The organism is Prevotella sp. HMSC073D09 (assembly GCF_001814145.1).
Classification (GTDB): Bacteria; Bacteroidota; Bacteroidia; order Bacteroidales; family Bacteroidaceae; genus Prevotella; species Prevotella conceptionensis.
In genome coordinates, this window is sequence record NZ_KV815074.1 from 1 (window position 1) to 7,295 (window position 7,295).

The following is a 7,295-nucleotide window of genomic DNA, read 5'->3' on the forward strand; positions in this document are numbered from 1 at the left end:
CAAACGGAGTTCTGTTGCTGCACAAAATCGCTCAAATTCTTTACGCTATCTTTGTTCTGTTTGTTGGTAACAGCGCAGACCGTTTTATGCTGATTACTTGATTTAGAGAACAGCAGGATATTGGTGTCAACCGTAGCACTCTCGAAAATCTTTACTCCTGCAAAGTCAATCAGAAGCATTGGGTTCGTCTTATTTGTAAAGAACTCTCTGGTCTTTTCGCCATATCCAGAACGCATCCACTTGTTAGATGAAATGTAGCATAAGTGCCCATCTTTCTTCAACAGCTGCCAGCCACGTTCATAGAATAGGCAATAAATATCTCCTGTACTTGCAAAGGAAGAATATCCACAATCCTTATACAGTTTCGCTAATTCTCCACCATTGTTTTGAAGTTGAATAAAAGGAGGGTTTCCAATGACAATATCGAAACCCTCTTTTGAGGGTCGTGAGAAGACATCGTGAAACCAAGTGTGCCAAAGGAAGAATTGAGAGTTGGGCAATTCCATATTTTGAACACTTACTATCACATTTTTATAATGCTCTATATTTTTCTCAGCTTCTGCTATGGTTTTCTTTTGTTTGTCTGTTAGGGTCGTATACAACAAGATTTGCTCTACCTTCTTCTCTTCGCCTCGCTTGTACGTATCAAGTGTATAAATAATAGTATGTCTCACATAGTCATCAAAAGATTGGCGGAGAAGTGCCCGTTCATCGTGAGCAGTCACCTCAAAATAGCGTTTCAAATTAGTTTGAAACTCTTTTAGTTTATCTGTTTGAGTAAAAATCTTTTTAATCTGCTGTTCTTCCAATTCTCCGAACAGATTGCGTTGAGGTTCATATATTTGTAAGTCCGACATTGTTGCCAGTTTGCTTAGATCTATACCTTCATACCTTTCAAGTAGCGAGTTTCCCTGCATAATTTTGAAGTCAAGATTAGGGAGTGCCTCTGGTGTCTTTTCGTCCACAATCAGGGCAAGCCAAAAGCGTAGTCGGGCGATGTCAACAGCACCTCGTTCAATGTCAACACCGTAGATATTGTTTTGAATGATGTAGCGTTTTATATTAGCTGCATTTTCTATAATGTTTGGTTCTATCGCAGAACGACAGAAGAACAGCTCACGCAGCAACCCCATAGGAAAAGCTCCTGATCCAATGGCAGGGTCGCATATTTTAACGTCCAAAAGTTTCTGTTCAATATCCGCTTTTAAATCGCCAAGCAGTTCGGCGTCATGCGTTGTAACAAACTTGCGAATATTCTCCTTATCTTCTTCGTTTTGATCGGTTTGCAAATAGGCTATCAAACTCTCACGGCACATGTATTGTACGATTTCCTTTGGTGTATAGAACGCGCCCTTATCCTTATTATCCTCCAAAAGGTTCTCAAAGATGCGTCCAAGCATTTCAGGGTCAACACCGACTTCTGCATCATTGGGATCATTCTCGTCGATGGTAAAGTTGTACAGTGAGAGCATTGTAAGTAAACTATCAAAGTATTCCGCAGGAAATCTTACAGCAAGTTCATCAAGATAATCACGTTCGAAGAGACCACCATTCAAGTAAGGGATTCTACACTTCCGTAATCCTTCAACTTTTGTATCATAAAGGTCACTTTTTTCTGCACGATTACAATCTAATCCTTCTGCAAATAGTCCCTCCAGCACTTCGTCTAAAAAGTTTTCCTTTTGTTTTTCTGTTGCATTCTTGAAGAGGTTCAACATAAAGTTTCGGTCGCCATTACCCCATTCCTCGTTATATGGTACACCGAGCCATCCTTTTTTTTGGAGGAAATGCAAGAATACTATACGACCTAACATTTTCTTTACATAATCACGTACCAGTTTGTCATTGTTGCTGAAACAGGAATATAGAGTAGGATGGGGTTCATGGATAATAGCCTCTACATATTTATTGTCCCTTTTCACATAGCGTTTACCTGTAATGTATTCTACAAACTTATCGTATTCCTCTTTATATTTGCCAAAGAATTCATTAGTAAGAGCCTCAACAGAGAACGCACCCTCAATTTTCGACATATCCAATGTGTCTCTGTTCTCATATAGTTTTATAAAGTTCTCCGCAGCAGTACGACAGGACTGTCCAGGACCCAACAAAAATGTGTATCGCTTACTGTCTGTGACTTCTTTCTGACTACCTTTCTTATGGCAAAAAGTGAAGCGCCAATCCCAACGAGTATCGTTCTCATAGTGAAAGAGCATAAAGGCACTGGAATAGTTCTCCATAACCTTACGGATAAGGCGTTGAATGTTTACGCGGTTTCGCTCCATCATCACACGATCACTAACCGTGACATCGAATATCTGTAGTGGCTGCACTCCTATGTCTATCTGTCCCACTTGCTTGATACTACATATTCCTGTTGCTTCAGCCAATGGTTTTTCCTCGGGATTATTTTCCAAAAGTTCTGTCTCAGAAAGAGTTTCAAACTTATCTTTACCGAAAATGGGGAAAATAACATTATCGACGAATGAACTCCAGCCTTTATATTGACTGCTTAAATATCCCTTTAAAGCCTCTATACTTAATGTATCTGTATTCATAAGTTTGTCTTTACTATTTTACTTGATGGTTCCTAAAACAATAGATGCTACGCCCTGCTTACTTTCTACGTGAGCAACAAGTTTACCGATCTCACACTCCAGAATTTCATCAATATCCTGTTGTTTGAGGGCAAAAAGGTTTTGGTTACGATTTTCTAATTCTTGCTTTATCGCCAACAACTTTTTAATGATGTCAAAGTTTCCTTTGTCAACAAGTTTTCGTGCACTCTCCAGAAGTCTCTTTGACTTTGCTGAGATAGTGTCGTTGTCATAGAGTTTTACGATGATTTCCTGTGCCAGCGTACGTTTATCTCCTGCTCTTGATCTTTTAATGCGGACGAAATGTTGATTATAGGCCTTTAAGGCTTCTATCGAAAGTTGCTGCCAGTTATCGGGCAATGGTATGCGCTTAGCATTCTCATCTACTCGCATTTCCTCAAGCAGCTCAAGTAAAGAGATTATCTGAGTACCCTTTCGTCCATCTTTCTCTTTACGCATTCTGATGGCTAGCCGTGCAGAGCGAGGAGCTTTCACAACAAAGTACGCTGTGCCACTTGTAGCCTGTGCCATCTCCCATTCGTCCTCGGCTTGCTCTATTTGCAGATAGCGTTCATGGTGTGTCTTCTTGTATTGTTTTAATTCAAAGATATACTTCTGCAAGGGTGACTCCTCACCGTTAATCGCTTCGACAAGTTCATGATGCACAATCGTTTCCTCTTCCGAGAAAATCTTGCTGTCCTCACCAAAGAGTATATGGAATGATTGTAACTTAGTGTGTGCTTTGCGAACCAACTGTATTTGAGCATCACCTTCAGCACTTGGCATAAAGTTGTAAACATAAACAAATGGCTCTTTACTGCCAATACGGTTTACACGTCCAATACGCTGCATTAAGCGGGTGGAGTTCCATGGCGTATCATAGTTCAGAATAACATTGGCACGATGGAGGTTTACACCTTCAGCTAAGACTTCTGTCGTAATAAGAACATCATAATCATCCTTCCACTCACCATCATAATTGGCATCAAAATTTTCCTCAATCGTATGTTCCAGTTCATCACGGTTAGCAGCAGTAATAGCAAGAACATTGTAGCCCTTTGCTTTAACAGCTCTAACAAGCGATTCAACCGTATCTATTGCTTCCGAGAAGATAACCAACTTTCCTGACGTATTCTTTTGGGGATTGAACAGTTCAGGCTTGATGTTTTCTTTGAAAGCATCAAACTTCGGGTCTTGTGAGTTACGCGCCCATCGGTCATATAGATTAGAAATGAGTCGGAAGTCTTCTTTCAGTTGGGTATAGTATTCCTCTTTAAAGTCCTTACGCGTATATTCAGCATTTTGTCCTTTCTCGTTGCGTCCTTGTTCCGTCAGTTTCTTTATTTTACCTCTGATGTCTTCTACGCAATCGCTAAAAGAAACTTTCTTTCCTCGCTTTTTACTCTTTGCCTCGTAGTCAAGTTCTTTGTTTACATCAATTTGTGGACATACAAAGATGGTATCATTCTCCCACATTTTAATCATGTTCTCGGTGTAATGGCGCAAATTCAATAGGGATTGCGTAAAGGCCGTGAACGAGCTTTCAAGACGTTTCACAAGAAGGTTCTGCATTATGGTGGCAAGCTGTTTAGCTACATCACTCACACCACGGTTGCCCCGGCCCGTATGTTTCTTTTCGTTGGCTGGATTGGTAAAGTATTCAATGGCACGATAGCGGAAATATTTCAGCCACTCATCTGTCTGTAACTTTTCTGCTTCCGTAGGAGCAATAATCGTCATTGTGTCAGAGAAGAGTTGAGCCAACTCGTCATCCATAACGTATTTAAGATTGTTTGGTCCAACAATCTCTGGGAAGATCAAACCTTGTGCCTTCATATCATCTTTGTAGTACTCTTTAACGTCAGTTCTTGTTCTACGTTCGAGGATATCGTTCAGAATACAGTCACGTATTTTTCTTGAGATTGCGTCAAGGCGAACACGGCGTTCATCTGCTGGTATGTCATGAATAAGTAAGCCAGTCTCATTATCAACTTTTGGTTTACGGATAAGGGTGTCATATTCTCTATTTATGTCAGCAAAGAACTTTTCTATATTTCCTCCTTCAGCCTTCTTTAACGTACTATCATTATGATTGCGCTCAAAGAGGTAAATTTGATTCTTCAAATCATTTGGGCGATTATTTTGCGGTGTGGCAGACAAAAGTCCAATATAGGGATATGTACCTGTATTAGAGCCAATCTTCTGTATGAGCTGATCAAGTGACTGATACATCTGTGTGGCACTGTTCCTGAACTTATGACTCTCATCAATAATAATGAGCCCATAGTCCTTATCTTGCAGCGTTCCTTCAAATTCGCCAGTATCAGCACTGTCGTCATCGTCATCTTCCGAGCTTTCATCTTCGGTGACATTTCCGATACGTCCAGTTGTGATGAAGTCAATGTATGGAGCAATCTTCTCGTCAGAATCTTTGTCGAACATGGCAATAGTCTTCTTCCAGCCCGATTGAATGGCAGGAGGGGAAATGACCAAAACCTTACGCTCTCTACCATCATCTTCTGGCACGGATAGAAAATGCTTGATGATAAGCGTTCCAATAATTGTCTTACCAAGTCCTACCACGTCAGCCAACATAAAGCCACCATGTTCGCGCATAATGTCAAGACATCGCTTGACGGCCTCTATCTGATATTTCAGTTTATGAATCTTTGATGGTAAATAGGTTTCTATCTGTTGTCCGAGTGATGCGTCGACAACACTCCCAAACTGAATTTGCAACAATTTGATATACTGCTCATAGGGAGTAAATTCTCGAGTAGCATTTTCTTGTATGTCGATGTAGATAGGCGACTTCTTGATAATCTGCTCCAAGAACTCCTGTGTCCAGTCTTGTGAGCATTCCCACTTCTCTTCAAACCAACAAATATGCCCTTTCATATTTGATCCATATGTCGGTCGAGCCGTAATACGAGTAGGGTCAGTCTCAAGATAATTCAATTCTGCATTTCCCAATAACCCCTTCTGTGTAAAGTTAGAACTTCCAATGATACCATAAGAAAGAGAAGAGCCAGAGAAGATGTAACATTTAGAATGTAAAAATTCTGCTTCGCCTTTAGCATTTTTGGAATAGACCCGTATCTGCATTTTGCCACAGCTGCAATACTTAAGTAGTAGATTGATAACACTCTTGTACTCATCTTTTATTTCAAGATCGTGTATATCTGTCCTTATAAAGTCGTAAGGATAGCTAGCATCTTTATACTTAGGCTTTGCAAGTAACGAGGTATAAACATAAGGATCTTTACCAATAAGCAACTCTAATGTAGTACCCTCGCACTCTAAAAAACTTGTAAGTTCATCTATGACAAGTGTCATGCCTGGTATGTCCCAATACCCAGTTGCGATCTGAATTTTGTCAACATCTTCAGCTAAGATGCATCTCTTGAGATAGGTCTGCATAGAGAGTGTGTCTGAAGAATTATCTATAAGGCTATTGTGCATAATTTTATTAATTCTTTGGGTGAAACATTTAGTAAATCCGCCACTTTGAAAATGGTGGCAAGGTTGGGTTGTCTGCGATTGCAGACGTAGGCATCTGGAATGCTTAAACTCATACCCAATTCTTTGGCAAGCCATGTTTGGGTAATAACTTGCTTTTTGAAATGTTCTTTAATAAGATTGCTTTACTCCTTTTGGGGCCACATCAAAATGACTGATTGGTTGAACTTAATATTGACTACAAAGGTATGAACTTATAATGAGCAAAACGAAGAAATGGAGAGGTTTATCATTATCCAAAAGGTTTTTCTTGTTAGAGGAGACAGAAAACATCAACACTGTCCCGTTGAAGTGGACCAACAGGTCTTTGAAATGATGGAATTGCAGTCTATTATGTGGTGCTAGAAAATGAAACGGACTTGATTTCGTAACTTTGCAACCAAATTCAAATTACTGCAATGCTCCAAATACGAAGTGCAGGACAAATCTACTCACAAGCTCATCTACTCAAAAACTCATCAAATCAAAAGCTTATCTACTCACAAGCTCATCTACTCACAAGTTCATCAACTCAAAAGCTCATCTACTTGAGAACTCATCTACTTAAGAACTCATCTACTCAAAAAACTCATCTACTCAAGAGTTCATCAACTCAAAAGCTTAAATTGTTATCTTTTATTTTACAAAATCACTCTAATTTTCGCGCTGTTCTAGCGAAAATATAGGCCATAAAGTAGGTAAATTGCCACTTTTTCTATCCTTTCGCACCTTCCGACATGTTCAATTTTAAGAAAAAGACCTGCATTTTGTACCATTTAGCCTTTCTAGATTGGTTGCCAGCTCGTATTTTTCTAAGCCCAATTACACGCTTTTAGCCCCTAAAATCCCACTTTTTAACGACCATTTTGCCTTTTTTTGCCATGTATTTCATGCTTCTAAGAGGTTTTGTTTATACAATTGTGGCGTATATTTATGCTTTTCGTCTTGCATTCAGCAGCATTTTGCACTGCATTTAGCACCATTTTACCTTGCGTTTAGCACCAAAACGCATTGTATTTAGCACCAAAATGCACTGCATTTAGCACCAAAACGCACTGCGTTTTGCGGCATATTGCACTACATTTTGCTATAAATAGCCCAAAAGTTGGTGCAAATGGCGACTGCTTTAAATAAAAATTCATTTTGTCGCATTCACATGCTAGCCTCTTTTTGCATCAAAACAAACCTTCGCGAGAATCG

The 7,295-nt window shown here is 39.6% G+C and carries 3 protein-coding genes; all 3 read right to left on the minus strand.

Annotation, left to right across the window (positions count from 1 at the left end):
- The coding region (locus tag HMPREF2955_RS04920; protein WP_083317631.1) for an Eco57I restriction-modification methylase domain-containing protein at positions 1–2,558 on the minus strand (2,558 nt) is incomplete at its 3' end.
- An 18-nt stretch (positions 2,559–2,576) separates the two neighbouring features.
- Positions 2,577–6,059, minus strand: coding sequence for a helicase-related protein (locus HMPREF2955_RS04925; RefSeq protein ID WP_070721525.1), 3,483 nt, complete (start codon positions 6,057–6,059; stop codon positions 2,577–2,579).
- Complete coding sequence (locus HMPREF2955_RS16795) at positions 6,041–6,232, minus strand: helix-turn-helix domain-containing protein (protein ID WP_232211100.1); 192 nt, start codon at positions 6,230–6,232, stop codon at positions 6,041–6,043. Before HMPREF2955_RS16795 ends, HMPREF2955_RS04925 begins: the two co-directional genes overlap by 19 nt.
- Positions 6,233–7,295: the final 1,063 nt, after the last annotated feature.

What these genes read in the sequence shown, in the direction of transcription:
- HMPREF2955_RS04925 (WP_070721525.1), bottom strand. Translation starts at nt 6,059, where the DNA reads ATGCACAATAGCCTTATAGATAATTCTTCAGACACACTCTCTATGCAG.